General features: G+C 60.6%; 13 protein-coding genes. 8 read left to right on the forward strand and 5 right to left on the reverse strand.

What is annotated here, in order from left to right; translation table 11 throughout:
- Positions 1-21: 21 nt before the first annotated feature.
- Positions 22-1,590, reverse strand: a complete 1,569-nt coding sequence (locus tag PH603_RS05405; RefSeq protein ID WP_289504970.1) for a PAS domain-containing protein — start codon at positions 1,588-1,590, stop codon at positions 22-24.
- Between the two features lie 405 nt (positions 1,591-1,995).
- On the opposite strand from PH603_RS05405, the gene PH603_RS05410 reads away from it, so the two are divergent.
- Positions 1,996-2,475: an Lrp/AsnC family transcriptional regulator gene (locus tag PH603_RS05410; protein WP_289504971.1), complete on the forward strand. Its 480-nt coding sequence runs from the start codon at positions 1,996-1,998 to the stop codon at positions 2,473-2,475.
- A 73-nt stretch (positions 2,476-2,548) separates the two neighbouring features.
- Here PH603_RS05410 and greA read toward each other — a convergent pair whose 3' ends face one another.
- Positions 2,549-3,022, reverse strand: coding sequence for a transcription elongation factor GreA (gene greA / locus PH603_RS05415; RefSeq protein ID WP_289504972.1), 474 nt, complete (start codon positions 3,020-3,022; stop codon positions 2,549-2,551).
- Positions 3,023-3,221: 199 nt separating this feature from the next.
- Positions 3,222-3,917, reverse strand: a complete 696-nt coding sequence (locus tag PH603_RS05420; RefSeq protein ID WP_289504973.1) for a winged helix-turn-helix transcriptional regulator — start codon at positions 3,915-3,917, stop codon at positions 3,222-3,224.
- Positions 3,918-4,103: 186 nt separating this feature from the next.
- On the opposite strand from PH603_RS05420, the gene PH603_RS05425 reads away from it, so the two are divergent.
- The 3 genes from PH603_RS05425 (at position 4,104) to PH603_RS05435 (ending at position 6,416) form a co-directional block, all read left to right on the forward strand.
- Positions 4,104-4,325 carry a tautomerase family protein gene (locus PH603_RS05425; protein ID WP_289504974.1) on the forward strand — a complete coding sequence of 74 codons (222 nt, stop codon included), beginning with the start codon at positions 4,104-4,106 and terminating at the stop codon, positions 4,323-4,325.
- Between the two features lie 31 nt (positions 4,326-4,356).
- The gene (locus tag PH603_RS05430; RefSeq protein WP_289504975.1) at positions 4,357-5,502 is read left to right on the forward strand and encodes an acyl-CoA dehydrogenase family protein; all 1,146 of its coding nucleotides are present in this window, start codon (positions 4,357-4,359) and stop codon (positions 5,500-5,502) included.
- A gap of 149 nt (positions 5,503-5,651) precedes the next feature.
- Positions 5,652-6,416 (forward strand): outer membrane protein OmpK, encoded by a 765-nt coding sequence (locus tag PH603_RS05435; RefSeq protein ID WP_289504976.1) that lies wholly within the window; start codon positions 5,652-5,654, stop codon positions 6,414-6,416.
- 59 nt (positions 6,417-6,475) lie between these two features.
- Here PH603_RS05435 and carB read toward each other — a convergent pair whose 3' ends face one another.
- Positions 6,476-9,727, reverse strand: a complete 3,252-nt coding sequence (gene carB, locus PH603_RS05440) for a carbamoyl-phosphate synthase large subunit (RefSeq protein WP_289504977.1) — start codon at positions 9,725-9,727, stop codon at positions 6,476-6,478.
- A 32-nt stretch (positions 9,728-9,759) separates the two neighbouring features.
- Entirely contained in the window at positions 9,760-10,941 is a 1,182-nt protein-coding gene (carA, locus tag PH603_RS05445) for a glutamine-hydrolyzing carbamoyl-phosphate synthase small subunit (RefSeq protein WP_289504978.1), read from the reverse strand.
- A 287-nt stretch (positions 10,942-11,228) separates the two neighbouring features.
- On the opposite strand from carA, the gene PH603_RS05450 reads away from it, so the two are divergent.
- The 4 genes from PH603_RS05450 (at position 11,229) to dnaG (ending at position 15,907) form a co-directional block, all read left to right on the forward strand.
- Positions 11,229-11,684 (forward strand): GatB/YqeY domain-containing protein, encoded by a 456-nt coding sequence (locus PH603_RS05450; RefSeq protein ID WP_289504980.1) that lies wholly within the window; start codon positions 11,229-11,231, stop codon positions 11,682-11,684.
- Positions 11,685-11,979: 295 nt separating this feature from the next.
- Positions 11,980-12,621 carry a PEP-CTERM sorting domain-containing protein gene (locus tag PH603_RS05455; RefSeq protein WP_289504981.1) on the forward strand — a complete coding sequence of 214 codons (642 nt, stop codon included), beginning with the start codon at positions 11,980-11,982 and terminating at the stop codon, positions 12,619-12,621.
- 369 nt (positions 12,622-12,990) lie between these two features.
- Complete coding sequence (locus PH603_RS05460; protein WP_289504983.1) at positions 12,991-13,896, forward strand: LysR substrate-binding domain-containing protein; 906 nt, start codon at positions 12,991-12,993, stop codon at positions 13,894-13,896.
- 109 nt (positions 13,897-14,005) lie between these two features.
- Positions 14,006-15,907, forward strand: coding sequence for a DNA primase (gene dnaG / locus PH603_RS05465; protein WP_289504985.1), 1,902 nt, complete (start codon positions 14,006-14,008; stop codon positions 15,905-15,907).
- Positions 15,908-15,929: the final 22 nt, after the last annotated feature.

Raw genomic sequence — 15,929 nt, forward strand, 5'->3', positions numbered from 1 at the left:
CCCGGATTCTGACAGGGTGACCTAGCGGTCGAGTTGTTCGCGCAGGGACTTGGCGCAGGCTGCTGCGATATCGGCCTGCAGGCGCAGCTGCGGCTTGCCGTTCCGTGCGGCTTCGCTCAGGCGGCGGATCGCATCGTCGAGCGTATCGAGCGTGGCGCGAAGGTCGTCCTGCGTCATCGGCTCGGGTGTCGGGGCTGGAGCCTGTGCCTGCGGCTGGGCCGGCGCTTGCTGCTGCACGGGACGCTGTTCAGCGGCCGGGGTGTCGATCGGGCGTGACGGTGGCACGTCATGCTTCAGCTCGGCCCTGAGCATGGCGAAGGTATCGCCCACATGCCGCTCAGTTTCGGCATTCACTGCCGGGCGATGTTCAGCATCTTCGTCCGCCTCATGGCGTGCGAGCGGCTGCATGCGCAGGCCGGCTGCCGCGGTGCGGGGCTGCGGCGTATCGCTTTCGTCTTCGTCCAGGAAAAGCGGGTCTGCGGCAGTGTTCGTGTCGCCGCGTACGGGTTCGTCGTCCTCCATGGGCATCACCGGGGTCAAAATACCCTCGTAGCCTTCGAAAACGCCACCGCAAGGGCTGAACAGCGGCGTGGCTTCCAGCGTCCAGTAGCGATGATGACTGTCGAGGTTCGACAGATAAAGCGGCGCATCATGGATGGCGCTGCGGCGCTGCAGGGCGCGTGCGATCGGGTGGCCAAGCTTGGCATTCAGGCCAAGCAGGTCCAGAAGCGAGGAGCCGACAACATCGTCAGCTTCAATATCAAGGATTTGAAGGCCCTTGGGCGAAACGGCGGCGATCAGGCCGTCACGGTCGCTCATGAAGGCCCAGCCGCCGGGGCCGGGGTCCGGCAGTTCCCGTACGATCTGGCGGATCGGTGTGGCGCGCGGCGTATCGCGAACCACATCTTCCTGATCCAGCAGGCGCAGTTCATCGCGGGCAGTGGCGTCTTCGTCGCCTTCGGCGGCGCGGGCGATCAGGTCTTCATCGGTGCGCAGAATGCGCAGGCGTGCTGGCGCCCGGCCACTGGTGTCCGGATGAAGCTGGGTGATGGTTGCAGCAAATTCCTGCGACGGGCGCTTGATGCCAAGGTCGTCGCGCCACAGGGCGAGGGTCGACTGGCTGTCGTTCGCGCGGGCGGTCGGCGTGGCGCGGGCAAGCGCGATCCAGACATTCGCCGAAAGATCGTTGCGGGCGGCCAGTTCCTGATGGTGCTCGCGGCCTGTGGTTTCAATCAGCGAGATCATGTCGTCTTCGCTGAAAGGCGCACGGCGCAAGAGATCGGAGACCAGATTGGCGCGGTCGCGGCTGATACGGCGCACCAGATCCATCGGCGGCTCGGAAAGGCCGGCCAGAAGGTCGGCAGCGGTGCGGCGGGTTTCGGGATCAACGTGGGGGATCAGGGCTTCAAGGACATCAAGCAGTTGCGTGCGTGTAGGCTCCCTCGACGGGGCCTTCCCCGTCAGGAACAGATCGACCAGATTGCGGAAGAGCGTAGTGCGGTCTTCGCCGTCCCGTTCCCGGGCGTACGCCACAAGCTCCCTGATCCGGTTATCAAGCGCGTTCATGTCGAACGCGGATGCTTTAGCCACCGTTGTTGCCCATTATCCACTGATACACGCACCCCCGGCCTTCTATGGGCCGGATGGCATGAAATAACGTCCCTTGATCTTTGCCCCGCACCCGTTACCGGATGTTCTGGTATTGGAATGCGGCACAGACCTGAGAATGAGGTATGGCTGCATTCGCACAGCAGGAAACAAGACCCTCTCCGGGGTGCTCGAATCACTGCTCGCGGTATTCTATACGAATAGGCCGGGTGTGCCAGCGCTTATAGCATGCCGAAACAAAATTATCCAATTTTGGAACTTTATTTCTTCCAAGCATATCGCTAGTATAGCCTTGTTTCCGGGGAGGCTACCCCGGCTGCCTCGGAAGGGTCTGAAAATCCGGGGCCTTTTGTTGTTATTTTACCTTATTTCAGGGAGTCACTGGCCATGGGGCGCGTCAAGCTCGACAGTGTTGACCGCAAGATTCTTTCTGTGCTGCAGGCCGAGGGCCGCATCACCAATGTGGATCTTGCCGAACGGGTAGGCATCACCGCGCCGCCCTGCCTGCGCCGCGTGCGCGCGCTTGAAGAAGAAGGCTATATTCAGGGCTTCCACGCCGATCTCAACAAGGAGATGCTGGGATATGGCCTGACCGTCTTTGCGATGGTTGGCCTGCACAGCCAGGCGGACAGCGACCTGAAGGCGTTCGAGCAACAGTGCCAGAGCTGGCCGCTGGTTCGCGAATGCTACATGCTGAACGGCGAGATCGACTTCATCCTGAAGATCGTGGCGCATGACCTGTCGTCGTTCCAGCAGTTCCTGACAAGCTCGCTGACCGCTTCGCCGAATGTAGCAAGCGTGAAGACGTCGCTGACGATCCGAACCTCTAAACAGCTGCCGGGTGTACCCCTGCCGCCGGTCGACTGAGCCGCGCCGTCAGCCCAAACAAAAAGCCCGCCGGTTTGGCGGGCTTTTGCGTTTCTGCGGCGGTGTCGCCTGATCAGATGAACTTCAGGTCGGTCAGTTCATAATAGCGCTCGCCCGAGGGGGTTTTCACCTCGATCTCGGCGCCGACATTGCGGCCGATCAGCGCGCGGGCGATGGGCGACTGGTAAGAAATCTTGCCGGCCTTCACGTCGCCTTCGTCCGCACCCACGATCTGGTAAACGACTTCCTTGTCGTCTTCGTCGATCAGGGTCACGGTGGCACCAAACACGACCTTATCGCCCGAAAGCGAGGTCGGATCGATCACCTGAGCGCGCGAAAGCTTGCCTTCCAGCTCGATGATGCGGCCTTCGATCAGGCCCTGGCGTTCCTTGGCGGCATGATATTCGGCATTTTCCGAAAGGTCGCCGTGTGCGCGTGCTTCCTCGATCGCCTGCACAACAGAGGGGCGTTCAACGCTTTTCAGAGTCTTGAGCTCGGCTTCCAGTCTCAGATAGCCGTCTCGCAGCATCGGTACTTTTTCGTTCATAGGGGTCCGTCCAACTGGCACAAGAATGCGATGTTTTCCGCGCGGCTTTCGGGGGCCTTCGCCCGCCCGCGCCGCTGCGCATCCGTCTCTTATAAAGCACTGCGCCGACCCCAAGGGGCCGGCGCAGAACTACACTTCTAGCGCAGAACGCTATTTCAGGCAAGGAAAAGAGCTTCGGGCGGTCGCCCGTCGCCGGGTATCAGGCTGCGGCGCCGGAAACCGGCGGGCGCGGGCTTTCGGCGAAGATGCTGGGGCGCAGCCAGTCAAAGAGGTTGCGGGTCAGGCTTGAGGGGCCGACAACCGAAAGATCGCCGTCCTTGACGGCAGACCGGTAGCTCCTGTCACCCATCCATACATCGGCCATGGTGCGCACGCTGGACGACAGGAAGACATCAACGTCCCTGCCGGGATCCTTGATGCACACTTCCACCGTGTCGCGGTTGACGACCAGCCACCAGTTCTTCTGGGTTTCATAGTCCGGGAATTCGAAGCGGATGACCGTTTCATTGCCGGGCAGGCTTTCGGGCATAATGCTGCGTTCCAGATAATACATCAGGAATTCGGCGTCATAATCGCTGTCACTGAGGTTTCGGCGCGCCCAGCACAGGCCCCATTCCCCCATGGCGACAAGGACGGGCAGCATCTCTTCGGCTGCCTTGCTCGGGAAATATTCAAAGCCGCGTTGGCCGCCGATCTGGCGCCGCACGACCATTCCCTGATCTTCAAGGGCCTTGAGGCGCGTGGTCAGAAGGGCAGGGGAAATGAGGCCAAGCCCGCGCTGCAATTCATTGAAACGCCGCGCCCCCATCAGAAGCTCGCGGATAATCAGGATGGTCCACTTTTCGCCAAGTATTTCGTTTGCCTTGGCAATCGGGCAAAATTGTCCGTAACGCACACCGGTTCTCCCCTTATGGGATGGCAACGATACTCAGAAAAGTGAAGTGGTCTACTATAGAATCTGTAGTGCGTTACTTCAATGCGTGAACTATCGACTGCGCCGCGGTTTCCATAAGGTCGCTTCATCGCCGGCAATCAGGCCAATGGTGGCTCGCCGGGATCAGGCAACATGAGGAGAAATCAAATGCCGCTCGTAACGATTGACGTGATCAAGGATGTGTTTTCGCCGGCCCAAAAGCGCCGTATGCTCGAGAATGTGACCGAAGCGATGATCGCCATTGAAGGCGAAGCCATGCGCCCGGTCACCTGGGTTCGTATTCAGGAAGTAGAGCAAGGCGATTGGGCCATCGGCGGCCAGCCACTGGCTGCACGCGATGTCCATGCATTGGCGAAAGGCGCCGCGTAAGCGGCGTCTGTTCCAGACGGGGGGAAGCCCGATGAACCATCAAAGCAAAACGATTGATCTTCAGGCGATCCTGGCCGAGCTTGGCCCCCGGTTCGCTGAACGCTCGGCAGCCCTTGAGGCGAGCGACAGTTTCGTGTTCGACAATTATGCCGAGCTCAAGATGCGCGGCGTGTTTTCCGCGCAGGTGCCGACCGATCTTGGCGGCGCTGGTGTGAAATATAGCGAGGTTGCGGCTTTCCTGCGCGGCCTTGCCGGATATTGCCCTTCAACCGCACTTGCCCTGTCGATGCACCAGCATCTGGTATCGGCGGCGTCCAAGAACCACCGGGACGGAAAGCCGGGTGCGGCGCTTCTGTCGAAGGTGCTGGAAGGCGAACTGGTGCTCGTCAGCACCGGGGCCAATGACTGGCTCGATTCCGGCGGCGAGGCGGTGAAGGTGGAAGGCGGTTATCGCATCAACGCTTTCAAGGCGTTTGCAAGCGGGTCGCCGGTGGGTGACCTTGCCATCACCTCCTGCGCCTTCAATTGCCCGGTGGACGGCCCTTCCGTCATTCACTTCCCGATGTCGCTGAAGGCAGAGGGTGTGAAGCTGATGGGCGACTGGGAAAGCATGGGCATGCGGGCAACCGGTTCGCAGTCCATCCAGTTCAAGGACGTGTTCGTGGCGGATGCAGCCGTCGGGATGAAGCGCCCGCGTGGGCCTTTCCACCCGGCCTTCGCAGTGATCGTATCGGTTGCCATGCCGCTGATCATGTCCGTCTATGTCGGGATCGCTGAAGCGGCGGCTGCCATTGCCCGCAAGCAGGCGTCTCGCCGGCCGGCTGATGCCGTGGCGGCGATCCAGCTGGGCGAGCTTGAAAACCTGCTGACCACGGCCCAGCTTGCCGTCGATTCCATGGTGGCACTGGCGGACGACCTGAAATTTGCGCCGAGTGCAGAGCTTGCAAGCCAGGTCCTTGTAAGGAAATCGATCGCTGCAAACCATGTGGTTGCGGCAACCGAAAAGGCGCTGGAGGTGGCAGGCGGTGCCGGTTTCTTCCGCAAGCACGGGCTGGAGCGGCTACTGCGCGATGTGCATGCGGGGCAGTTCCATCCGCTGCCAGAAAAACGCCAGCAGCTTTTCACCGGCCGTCTGGCAGCCGGATTGCCGCCGGTCGAAAGCTCCTTCGGCAACTGAAGAATTCCACAGCGAGGAAATGGAAAGGGCGGCCCTGACGGGCCGCCCTTTCTGCGCCGGTTGCCCCAAGGGCTTGCTTACCATTCCTTAAGCCAACTTCCCTAGCATTGTAACCGGGGGCAGGCAGGCGGAAGAGAAGGGGTTCGGGCATGGCGGTCGTGCGCAAGGCATTGGCAATGCTCCTTTGTACGTTCAGCGTGGCGGCGGAAGCTGGTGACAAGCTGGTGCAATGGACGGACACCAGCCTGACAGCGCTTTTCGGCACCAATTTCAAGGTGACAGGCGACGACGCCACAACACTGACGTTCGAACACGCCAGCGGCTGGTCCTTTGGCGATCTTTTCATGTTTGTCGATGTCACCGACTATCACGACAATCCGGTGCGGGGTGGCAGCTGGTACGGCGAATTTTCACCGCGCTTCAGCCTGAAGAAGGTGGGGCTCATTAACCTGCCGGACGATGGCTTCCTGAAAGACCTGACAATTGCCACCACATGGGAAAAGGGCAAGAACGGGGTCGAGGCGCTGCTCATCGGCCCCGGCACGTCACTTGCCGTACCCGGCTTTGCCTTCTTTCAGGTGAATGTCTATGCACGCAAGGATACCGGCAAGGGTGCGGGGTTTGAAGATGCGCAGGTGACCGTCAGCTGGCGCAAACGTTTCAGTATCGGGCAGCAGGAGTTTGTGATCGACGGCTTCGCCGACTATGTGATGGGCTGGGGGCCGCAGGCGGCCAACCTTCATCTGGTGCCGCAGGTGAAATGGGATATGGGAAAGGCGATGGGCCTTGGTGACCACCGCCTTTACCTTGGGTCTGAAATCGATATCTGGACCAACAAATTCGGCATCCCCGACAGTGGCGCCTTCCCGACCGACCAGCTGGGGCTGAACCTGATCCTGAAAGCGCATTTCTGAAACGAAAAGGGCGGCACCGGATGGGCCGCCCTTTCGCATTTCGGTATGATGTCTTCGCGTCAGTCGGCGAAGTCCTGCAGCCTGCGGACATCGAGCTTGCCGGCACGCACAGCGCGCAGGGCTTGTACGGCGGCGCGGGATGCGGCCATCGTGGTGAAGTAAGGTACCTTCATGGTAAGCGCGGCCTGACGAAGGCCGAAGCTGTCCTTGATGGCCTGCTTGCCTTCGGTGGTGTTGAACATCAGCTGCACTTCGCCGTTCTTCATGACATCGAGCACATGCGGGCGCTGGCCATCGCCAACCTTGAAGACCGACTTCACGGCAAGGCCGTTGTCATTCAGGTATTTGGCGGTGCCGGTGGTGGCAACCACGCCGTAGCCCATTTCCAGAAGGTCGCGGACGAGCGGCACAAGGGCGTGCTTGTCGCTGTCTTTCACGGACACGAAGACCTGGCCTTCTTCCGGCAGCTTCACGCCAACGGCGAGCTGGGATTTGTAGAAGGCCATCGCGAAGGTGCGGTCAATGCCCATCACTTCGCCGGTCGATTTCATTTCAGGGCCCAGAAGGACGTCGACACCCGGGAAGCGCGCCCATGGGATCACCACTTCCTTCACCGCCACATGCTCGGTGATCGGGTCCTTGAGCTGGAAGCTCGAAAGCTTGGCACCGGCCATCACCTGGGCGGCAATTGCGGCAATCGGGCTTGCCACAGCTTTGGCCACGAAGGGCACGGTGCGGCTGGCGCGCGGGTTCACCTCGATGAGGTAAACTTCGCCGTTCTTCACCGCGAACTGCACGTTCATCAGGCCAACCACATTGAGCGCTTTGGCCAGAAGCCGCGCCTGACGCTTGATCTCGTTCACGAGGCCGACGGGCAGGCTATAGGGCGGCAGCGAACAGGCGCTGTCGCCCGAGTGGATGCCCGCTTCCTCGATATGTTCCATGATGCCGGCGATATGAACGGTTTCGCCGTCCGAAAGCGCATCGACGTCGACTTCGATGGCGTCTTTGAGGAAACCATCCACCAGTACCGGGCTGCCTTCCGAAACCTGAACGGCTTCGTTGATGTAACGGCGCAGGCCTTCTTCGTCATGCACCAGTTCCATGGCGCGACCGCCGAGGACGTAGCTGGGGCGCAGGAGAACCGGGTAGCCGACCTCGGTTGCCACGGCGAGCGCTTCTTCAAGGCTGCGGGCGAGGCCGTTTTTCGGCTGCAGGAGACCAAGCTTGTTCACAAGCACCTGGAAGCGCTCGCGGTCTTCCGCAAGGTCGATGGCATCGGGGCTGGTGCCGAGGATCGGGATGCCGGCTTCCTCGAGCGCTTCGGCGAGCTTCAGCGGGGTCTGGCCGCCGAACTGCACAATCACGCCCTTCACCTTACCCTTTTGTTGCTCGGTACGGATGATCTCGATCACGTCTTCGGCAGTCAGCGGCTCGAAATACAGGCGGTCCGAGGTGTCATAGTCGGTGGACACGGTTTCGGGGTTGCAGTTGATCATGATCGTCTCGTACCCGGCGTCCGAGAGCGAGAAGCAGGCGTGGCAGCAGCAATAGTCGAACTCGATGCCCTGACCGATCCGGTTCGGGCCGCCGCCGAGGATCACGATCTTCTCGCGGTCGGTCGGCAGGGCTTCGCACTCGGCCGCTTCGCCGTCGGCGAAGGTCTCGTACGACGAGTACAGATACGGCGTTTTGGCGTCGAACTCGGCGCCGCAGGTGTCGATCCGCTTGTAGGACGGGCGAACGCCGACCGTGTGGCGGATGTCCATGATCTCGGTTGCCTGCTTGGCCGTCAGCTGTGCGAGGCGCGCGTCGGAGAAGCCAAGCATCTTCAGCGCGCGAAGCTCTTTCGCATCCTTCGGCAGACCTTCGGCTTTCAGCTTGTTCTCGGCCTCTACGATGCGGGCGATCTGGCGGATGAACCAGGGCTCATAAAGGCAGGCGGCGTTGATATCTTCAACCGTCATGCCCTCGCGCAGGGCCTGTGCGATGCGCAGCAGGCGGTCGGGCTTTGCGATGCGCAGGTCGTTGCGGATCGGCGTATAGTCGCCCGAACCCGGCACATAATCGTCGAACTTCACTTCATTGAGGCCGGTGAGGCCCGTTTCCATCGAGCGCATGGCTTTCTGCAGGCTCTCCGGGAAGGAACGGCCAACCGCCATGGCTTCACCAACCGATTTCATCGCGGTCGAAAGCACGGCCTGCGCGCCCGGGAACTTTTCGAAGGTGAAGCGCGGGATTTTGGTGACGACATAGTCGATGGTCGGCTCGAACGAAGCGGGCGTTACGCCGGTGATGTCGTTATCAAGCTCATCAAGCGTGTAACCGACCGCGAGCTTCGCAGCGATCTTGGCAATCGGGAACCCGGTGGCCTTGGAGGCGAGCGCCGACGAACGGCTCACGCGCGGGTTCATCTCGATCACGATCAGGCGGCCGTTTTCGGGGTTCACCGCAAACTGCACGTTCGAACCGCCGGTTTCGACGCCAATCTCGCGGAGAACGGCGATCGAGGCGTTCCGCATGATCTGGTATTCTTTGTCGGTCAGCGTCAGGGCCGGGGCCACGGTGATGCTGTCGCCGGTGTGAACACCCATGGGGTCGACGTTTTCGATGGAGCAGACGATGATGCAATTGTCCGCCTTGTCGCGAACGACTTCCATCTCATATTCCTTCCAGCCGACGATGGATTCCTCGACAAGGATTTCGGTGGTCGGGCTGGCGTCGAGGCCTTTCGTGGCGATCTCGACAAACTCTTCCTTGTTATAGGCAATGCCGCCGCCGGTGCCGCCCATGGTGAAGCTCGGACGGATGATGACGGGCAGGCCGATCTTGTCCATCGCGGCGAGGGCTTCGTCCATCGTGTGGGCGATTTCGCTGCGCGGGCAATCGAGGCCGATCTTGGCCATCGCCTCGCGGAACCGCTCACGGTCCTCGGCCTTGTCGATGGCGTCGGCGGTGGCGCCGATCAGCTCGACATTATGCCGCTTCAGCGCACCGTTGGCTTCGAGCGCGAGAGCCGTGTTCAGCGCCGTCTGGCCGCCCATGGTGGGCAGGATGGCGCAGGGCTTTTCCTTCTCGATGATCTTCTCGACAACCTCGGGCGTGATCGGCTCCACATAGGTGGCGTCGGCAAGCTCAGGGTCGGTCATGATCGTCGCGGGGTTCGAATTCACGAGGATGACCCGGTAGCCTTCTTCGCGGAGAGCCTTGCAGGCCTGCGTGCCGGAGTAATCGAACTCGCACGCCTGACCGATGACGATGGGACCGGCGCCGATGATCAGGATGCTTTTAATGTCTGTACGCTTTGGCATGGTTCTTTTCCTGTTGTCTGGCGCTTCGGGGATCAGGCGGCTTTTTTATGGTTCAGGATCAGGGCCATGAACTCTTCGAACAGATAGAAACTGTCTTGCGGACCGGGGCTCGCTTCGGGGTGCTGCTGCACGCTGAAGATCGGCTTCGTTTTGTGGGCAAGGCCGCATACCGTTTTATCAAAGAGCGAGATATGGCTCACCATCACATCGGCCGGCAGGCTTGCGGCATCGACCGAGAAGCCGTGGTTCATGCTGGTGATCTCGACCTTTTTTGTGCGCAGGTCCTGCACCGGGTGGTTCGCACCGCGGTGGCCTTGCGCCATCTTGTAGGTGGTGCCGCCAAAGGCGAGGGCCAGAAGCTGGTGGCCGAGGCAGATGCCGAAGATGGGCAGGCCGGTGTCGATCAGCTTCTTGATAACAGGCAGGGCATATTCGCCGGTGGCTGCCGGGTCGCCGGGGCCGTTCGACAGGAAGATGCCATCGGGCTGGTGCTCCATGATCTCGTCGAAGGTGGCGGTGGCGGGCACCACGGTCACGCGAGCGCCGGTTTCGGCAAGGCAGCGGAGGATATTATGCTTGGCGCCGTAATCGACAGCCACGACATGGGCTTTCGGGGATTTGAGGTCGCCGTAGCCTTCTTCGATGGTCCAGCGGGTGCCGGTCCAGCTGTAGGCCTCTAGGCAGGTAACCTCTTTTGCCAGATCCATGCCCTTCAGGCCCGGCCACTGCTTGGCCTTCAGCATCAGCTTTTCGATATCGAACTTGCCATCCTTGGCGTGGGCGATCACGCCCGTGGGCGCGCCGCGCTCGCGGATGATGCGGGTCAGGCGGCGGGTATCGATACCGCTGATACCGATAAGACCCTGCTTGGCAGTCCAGGCTTCCAGATGCTCGGCGGCGCGGTAGTTGGCGGGCAGCGTGATATCCTCGCGGATCACAAGGCCGCGTGCTGCGGGCTTCTTCGTTTCCATGTCTTCGTCGTTGGTGCCGACATTGCCGACATGGGGGAAGGTGAAGTTGATGATCTGGCCGGCGTAGGAAGGATCGGTGAGGATTTCCTGATAACCCGTCATCGAGGTGTTGAAGCAGACCTCGCCAACCGTATCGCCCTCCACGCCAAATCCGCGTCCCCGGAACACTGTACCGTCAGCCAGAACAAGGACGGCGGTAATATCAGAGGAAGAATGGTCAGGCGAGCGGGTGGAGTCGGTCATAGCGGCAGGTTCCTTCCATGGCATCGGTGCTGACTTTTTCTTGCTAACACAGGCGTTTAAGCCCGGATTTGCAAGGGTCTGGCCAGCCGAGAGGGTGGCGCGAAAACGCGCTGGGGGGCGGCCAAATTGTCGGGACACTATAGAAAAGGGGTGGCGGGGTCAAGAAAAAGCTCAGAAAAAAAATTCATTACAAATCAATGACTTAATCAAAATAAACTCGTTTGCTCTGCTGCAGGTGCTAAGCTATTATCGGCGCTTCCGAAAAACAGACCAAAGGTCAGGGGCTAATGCTTAGGGACGAACTGAACGACGCCATGAAGGAAGCCATGCGCGCCAAGGACAAGCGCAAGCTTGGCACGGTGCGCCTCATCCTCGCGGCCATCAAGGAAAAGGATATCGAGCTTCGCGTCCAGGATGGGCCGGAGCGGAACGATGATGCCATCGTGCTCGACATTCTCGCCAAAATGGTGAAGCAGCGGCAGGACAGCATCAAGGCCTATGAAGAAGGTGGCCGTCTTGAACTCGCGGAGCAAGAACGCGAGGAAATCGAGATCATCCAGGAATTCATGCCGCGCCAGCTGTCGGAAGCCGAAATGAAGGCAGCCTGCGAAGCGGCCATCGCCGAGATCGGCGCCGAAGGCCTGAAGGATATCGGCCGCACCATGGCGGTGCTGAAGGACAAATATGCCGGCCAGATGGATTTCGCCAAGGCGAGCGGCATCGTGAAAGGCCTGCTGAGCTAATCCTCGGCACATAATCAAATCAAACGGATCAAGGGTGGTTTTACCGCCCTTTTTCTTTGCCTGAATTTGCCGCGCCGACCGTGTCGATTCTGGTGGCTGGTGCACATCGATTGGCGCGAACAAGTGCCGATTGAGGGAATGCTGGTGCCGGAAATGGCCGGTTTCCGCCCTGTTTTGCTCAAATGGTTAACATAAACTTAATGTTTATTGATATTCGGCATAAATGCAGAATATTAGAAATAACAGCAATAATGCTGAATTAAGCGACAAGCGAGAAACGCGAAGGAACACCATCATGAAAACCCTCCTCAGGGGGCTGCTGGCTGCGGCAGCGCTCAGCTTCAGTGCCAATGCGGCAAGCACCTATGAATTCACCCCGCCTAACGATCCCGAAGGGTCAGTGACGGCTGAAGAATCGAACGGATTTTTTGGCTATGGTCGCGGGGTCTTTTTTGAAATGGCTGACGACTTCGACCTGTCCAGCATCGGGCTCTTTTCCGATTTCACGAAGGTCAATGTCCTTTGGGACATTATGGAAGTCACCACGTTCAACCGTGCGCTTGGCGGCACGATCCTGCAGTCAGGCAGCGGCATCGTCTCAACCGACGGCCTTGGCTGGGTTGATTTCAATGTTGCCCCGCTGACGCTGGAAGCCGGCCACGCCTATCATGTGAACTTCAAATTCTATACGACGGCCCATCAGGTCTTCACCTATTATGAAGGCAATCTTCCCTCGTATGACGACGGCATCTTCCACAATATCAATGGCACAATGGGCTATATGCCCGAGGTGCCGAGCATGCCGGCCATCCGCCTGACCGGTGAAGGCGGTGTCATGCCGGGCATCCCGGAACCTGCCGCCTGGCTCCTGTTCATTCTCGGTTTCGGTATGGCGGGCATTGTGGCGCGCCGCCGCACGGCAATGCTCGCCATCTGAGCCTGTTGTCCCGCAGAATGAAAAACGCGCCCGTCATGGATGGTGACGGGCGCGTTTGCTTTTCAGGAACACAATGATCAGGAGGTCAGGATCCGGGCCGTATGATGAAGGGACGGTTGGCCGGTCCTGCATCCCCTGAGGTCCTCGCTGTCGCATGCTCGGGCCCGCCCTGCTACGGGGAGAATATCGTCTGCAGGAGCAAGGCCGAGGGCCATGCGAGCCCAAAAATTGCTTGGGCTTTGGAAGAGGGTGACTTTTTTCGTCATTTTGCTTCTCCACTGTCGCTATAAGCTTTATTTACTATAGAAATGCGGTGGCTCACAAATTCGTACATTTAAGTCTGAGCCTTAACATATCTAAGGAAAAATCATGGAATACCGGCTTCGCACCCTGTCGGGCCTTCTGGCGTTCGAGGCAGCGGCGCGCCACGGCAGCCTCACTGCCGCCGCGCAGGAGCTGGCGCGCACCCAGTCGGCGGTCAGTCAGCAGGTGAAGGGGCTGGAGGAAGAGATTGGCCTGCCGCTTTTTGTGCGCCGCCCGCGCGAGATCGTAACGACACCGGCGGGCCGCGAGCTTGCCGATGCTGTGACGGCGGCGCTCGCCGGCATCAACAGCACGATTGCGGGGCTGAAGCGGCGGAACGAGCCCAATGTGCTGCGGATCACCGTCTATCAGTCCTTCGCCATCAACTGGCTGATCCCGCGCCTTTCGAGCTTCAGCCAGCAACATCCCGAGCTGGACTTGCGCCTGAATGCCGATGACCGGCCCTTCGATCTGGTGGCGGAGGGATATGACCTCGCGATACGGGGGGGCTGGATTGACCGGATGCCGCCCAACACCGTGCCGGTGCGGGTGGAGCAGGTGATGCCCGTCTATGCGCCCGGCCTTACGAACGGGGATGACATCACGGTTGAAACCCTGATCCGCTATCCGCTTCTGGAGATCGAGGGGCGGAATTTCTGGACCGAATGGATGGAGCTGAATGGCATCCAAGGCCCGGTTGTCAGCGCAGGCAAGGCCTACAGTCATTCGGGCATGATGGTGCAGGCGGCGATGACGGGCGCGGGGGTGGCGCTTGCCCCCCTTACCATTGCGGCCGAAGCCCTGCGGCGCGGGCATCTGAAATGCGTGAAGGGCAAGCCGTTCAAAAGCGGTTACGGCCTTTATATGCTCACCGCCGAATGCCCGCCGCCGCCCAAGGTCGAATGGTTCACCGACTGGATCAGGGCCGAGATGGAAGCAATGGAAGCCGAGCTCTGCCCTTATCTCGCCTGATGAGGTGCGGGCCTATTGCAGTTGCGGTGGCAACGTCTATCCTTGTAAGGAACACCGCTTCAATGGGTAAGAACAAGGTTTCCGGGCATTCGCCGGGACGGGGGATCGGGTGCTAAGTCCGCAGTTTCTGGATGATCTGAAGCATCGCTTCACGCTTTCGGACGTGATCGGGCGCAGCGTGCGACTCGTGCGCCGCGGGCGCGAGCATACCGGCCTTTGCCCCTTCCATAATGAAAAGTCGCCGTCTTTCACGGTCAATGACCAGAAAGGCTTCTACCACTGCTTCGGTTGTGGCGCCCACGGCAGCGTCATCGATTATGTGATGAACACGCAGGGGCTGGAGTTCATGGAGGCGATCAACACGCTCGCGGCGGAAGCGGGCGTGGAGGTGCCGAAACTGACACAGGCTGAAGCCGAACGATCCAAGGAACGCGCCTCGCTTTCCGAAGTGATGCAGACGGTGGCCGACTGGTACGCCACCCAGCTGCGCGGGCAGGTGGGGCGTATGGCTTATGACTATGTGAAAGGCCGGGGCCTGACCGACGCCACCATCGACCGCTACGGCCTTGGCTATGCGCCTGAAGGCCGCACCAGCCTGAAGGAAGCGATGCGGGCGCGGGGCATCCCCGAAGACCAGCTGATCGAGACCGGCATGCTGATCGTGCCCGAAGGCGGCGGCGAAACCTATGACCGTTTCCGCGACCGGGTGATGTTCCCGATTGGTGATCGGCAGGGCCGGATCATCGCTTTCGGTGGCCGGGCGCTTTCGAAAGACGCCAAGGCCAAATATCTGAACAGCCCGGAAACGACCATCTTCCACAAGGGCGCCACCCTTTATAACTGGGCGAATGCCCGTGCCGCCGCGCACAAGACAGGGCAGGTGCTGGTGGTGGAAGGCTATATGGACGTGATCGCGCTCGGCCAGGCCGGGATAGACGAGGCCGTCGCCCCGCTTGGCACCGCGCTCACTGAAGAACAGATTTCGCACCTCTGGCATATGGCGGACGAGCCGGTGCTCGCCTTCGATGGCGACAAGGCCGGCTTCCGCGCGGCCGAACGCGCCATGGAACGTGCCCTGCCGCTGTTGCGCCCGGGCAAGTCGCTGCGCTTTGTGATGCTGCCCGAAGGTGAAGACCCCGACACGCTGGTGCAGAAGGAAGGGCGCGGCGCCATGGAGCGGCTGGTTGACAAGGCCGAGCCGCTCGTCAGCCTTCTGTGGCGCACGCTCACGGACGGTGTGCCCGCCGATACGCCCGAGCGCCGGGCGGGGCTTGAAAAAGAAATCTTCGTGCGGCTCGCCGATATTGCCGACGAGAATGTAAAAACGCTCTATCAGAAAGACTTCCGCAACCGGCTGTATGAAAAATTCCGCCCGCAGCGGCCGGAACGCCAATCCTATGGCGGGGGCGGCGGCTTTGGCGGGCAGGGGCGGAAGGGCTTCAACCGCGCGCCGCTTGCCACGGGGCTTCTGTCGCGCACGCGGATCGGCGCCGGGCGCGGTGCAGGGCCGGTCACCGACCGGCTGGAAAAGATCCTCGTCCTCACGCTTGTCAATCATCCCGAGCTTCTGGTGCGGTATGAGGAAGACCTCGCGCATATGGAATTCTCGGTGCCGGGGCTTGACGCGATCCGGAACCTTCTCCTAGACATGGCGGCTTCCGGCGACCCCCTTGACCGAGAGACGGTGACAACCCATCTATCGGGACGTGAGGAGGCCGGGGTCGTGCGGACGCTGATGGGCGAAGCCGGCCTCAGGAGCGACTGGTTTGCCTTTGACGCGGCGGCTTTATCGGATGCCCAGACGGGATTCGAGCACAGCCTGTCGCGCTATCGGCATATAACCGTCGCCTGGAGGGACTACCGGCAGGCCGAAGCTGATTACGCGGCGGACATGACTGAGGAAAATCACCGGCGGTTTGTAGCCGCGCAGGAAATTTTCCGCTCACTTGAGGAACGTGAAGCCTCGATCGCAGGTTACGGCCTCGAATCAAATAAGGTGCGCACGCTCTGATGTGCTATAGGTGCGATTCGCA

Source organism: Gimibacter soli (genome assembly GCF_028463845.1).
Classification (GTDB): domain Bacteria; phylum Pseudomonadota; class Alphaproteobacteria; order Sphingomonadales; family Kordiimonadaceae; genus Gimibacter; species Gimibacter soli.